Below are 2580 nucleotides of genomic sequence, written 5' to 3' on the forward strand. Positions count from 1 at the left end.
TCGGGGCGTTCGTCGTTCATGAGCGTCTAGCCTGTGGGTTCGGCCTCACGGGAACCGGCGACGCGGTGACCAGCGGCGGTCTCGCGCACCGCGCCGCGCGCGGCCTGTCGCGGGGCGCACGCCCCGCGCCGAAACCGGAGGGCATCCCGCGAAGGGAGGACCCACCGCGAGAGAAAGATCCTCCGCTCGCCGAATCTCCTCCGCCGCGGCATCGCCGCCCCGACACCGCCGCCCTGCGAACGAGGACATCCCACGAAGGAGGACTCGGCACGAGAAAGCCCCTCCGCCCGCCGGATCTCCTCCGCTGTGCCGAGCCCGCGCCGCGCGTCAGATCTTCTGCCGCGGCCGGAGACTCCCCAGCCCGCCGTCGACGCCGATGATCTGCCCGGTCATCCACGCGTTGTCCGGCGAAAGCAAGAACTCCACGGCCCGCGCGACATCGTCGGGTTCGCCGAGCCGACCGAGCGGATGCATCGCCTCCGAGACCTTCCTCGACATGTCGGTCGACGTCAGTTTCTCGGTCAGACGCGTCTGCACCAGGCCCGGGGCGACCGCGTTCACGCGAAGTCCGTGAGCGGCGTAGCTCGCGGCCGCCGACAGCGTCAGACCGATCACGCCGGCTTTGGCCGCGGCGATGCCGTCGTGGTTGGGCAGGCCCGCCAGGGCGGCGGCCGACGACACCAGCACCACCGATCCGCCGTCGCGCATGTGCGACCCCGCAGCGCGTACCGCCGCGAACGACGTCGTCAGGGACGCGGCGATCAGGCCGTCGTATTGCTCGCGCGAGGTGAGGTGCGCGGGTTTGAGCAGCATGGATCCCGCGAACACCGCGATGCCGTCGAGATCGCCCGCCTCACCGACAACCCGGTCGACGGCGTCGAAGTCGGTGGCATCCAGGGTGAAGTCCGGTTCGATGACGGATGAGTCGCGAGCGGTTGTGAGGACGCGGTGGCCCGCCTCGCGCAGTCGTGTCGCCGTCGCCCCGCCGATGTCGCTCGAGGCCGCGATGAGAAGGAAGTTCGCCATGCGGCGAGTCTGACCACACCCGATGACCCGGATCGGGGGCTGGACAAGTGGTCACCCCGTGGTCAGCGCGGCGCGAAGGCGCTCGTTCTCGCTCAGCCGGTCGGCGTCGTCCTCCCACAGTTCGGCCAGCTCACCGGCATCCGATGTCGCGATCGCCAGTGCCCTGTTCGCGAGTGCGACCTCCGACATCGCCGTAACAGAACGAACCTCCCCGCCCCGCCCGGAGAGAATGGATGCCATGGACTGGCAGATCTCCGAAGACACGGTGCCCTCGGCCCCGGTGACGGAGGCCGACGCCCGTTCGCTGCTCGGACGTCCCCCAGCTACCGGCGCGTGGCGCGACGGCGACCCCGCGGGTGATCGCCGCTTCGCATCGTTCGGGTCCTTCCGCACGGAGAACGGCGAGTCCCTGCCGCACGTGCGCCTCGCCTACGAGACCTGGGGAGAGCTCTCCCCCGCCCGCGACAACGCGGTGCTCATCCTGCACGCCCTCACCGGTGACAGCCACGTCCGCGGCGCCGCCGGCCCAGGTCACCCCACTGCCGGGTGGTGGAGCGACCTCGTCGGCCCGGGAGCTGCGATCGACACCGACCGCTTCTTCGTCATCGCCCCCAACATGCTGGGCGGATGCCAGGGGTCGACCGGCCCCGCGAGCATCGCGCCCGATGGGTACGAGTGGGCGTCGCGTTTTCCGTACCTGACCATCCGCGACCAGGTCACCGCGCAGGCGCTGCTCGCCGACGAGCTCGGCGTCGAGCGGTGGTTCGCCGTCGTCGGCGGGTCGATGGGCGGCATGCACGCGCTCGAATGGGCGGTGGGTCACCCCGACCGGGTCGCGCGTGCCGCGATCCTGTCGGCCCCGCCGATCACGACGGCCGACCAGATCGCACTGAACTCGGTACAACTGGACGCCATCCGCGTCGACCCGCGCTTCTCCGGTGGCGAGTACTACGACGCCGGCGACGGCGACGGACCGCACCGCGGGCTGGCCCTCGCCCGTCGCATGGCGCTGCTCAACTACCGCAGCCCCACCGAATTGAACCAGCGCTTCCAGCGCTCGTGGCAGTCGGGTGTGAGCCCCCTGGGCCGCGGCGGGCGCTTCGCAGTGGAGTCGTACCTCGACTTCCACGGCAACAAGTTCACCCGTCGATTCGACGCCAACAGCTACCTGGCCCTGGTCGAGGCCATGAACTCGCACGATGTCGGCCGCGATCGCGATGGGGTCGAAGACGCCCTGGCGCGCGTCACCGCCACGACCCTCGTGCTCGGGATCGACAGCGACCGCCTCTTCCCCATCGACGGCCAGCATCGCATCGCCCGCGGCATCCCGCAGACCCTCGACGGTGACGACGCCGTCGTGCTCTCCAGCGACTTCGGCCACGACGGTTTCCTCATCGAGACCGCGGCCGTCGCCACGCACCTGCGTCGCCTTCTCGCCACCTGACGATCCCGGATGCCCGGTCCCGGGCATCCCCCGCCGTGTCATTCCCTCATCACGGACGTGCCGTCGCCCGTCCGCCTCCCGCGGGGCAGCGTCGACCGTCCGAGACACGC

The 2580-nt window shown here is 70.9% G+C and carries 3 protein-coding genes; 1 reads left to right on the forward strand and 2 read right to left on the reverse strand.

What is annotated here, in order from left to right; genetic code table 11:
* Positions 1 to 327 precede the first annotated feature (327 nt).
* Entirely contained in the window at positions 328 to 1026 is a 699-nt protein-coding gene (locus RWP81_RS16180) for an SDR family oxidoreductase (protein WP_314457839.1), read from the reverse strand.
* 51 nt (positions 1027 to 1077) lie between these two features.
* Positions 1078 to 1215: a hypothetical protein gene (locus RWP81_RS16185; RefSeq protein ID WP_314457841.1), complete on the reverse strand. Its 138-nt coding sequence runs from the start codon at positions 1213 to 1215 to the stop codon at positions 1078 to 1080.
* Positions 1216 to 1264: 49 nt separating this feature from the next.
* Between RWP81_RS16185 and RWP81_RS16190 the strand changes: the two genes are divergently transcribed.
* Complete coding sequence (locus RWP81_RS16190) at positions 1265 to 2470, forward strand: homoserine O-acetyltransferase (protein ID WP_314457843.1); 1206 nt, start codon at positions 1265 to 1267, stop codon at positions 2468 to 2470.
* Positions 2471 to 2580 lie beyond the last annotated feature (110 nt).

The organism is uncultured Microbacterium sp. (genome assembly GCF_963521695.1).
Taxonomy (GTDB): Bacteria; Actinomycetota; Actinomycetes; order Actinomycetales; family Microbacteriaceae; genus Microbacterium.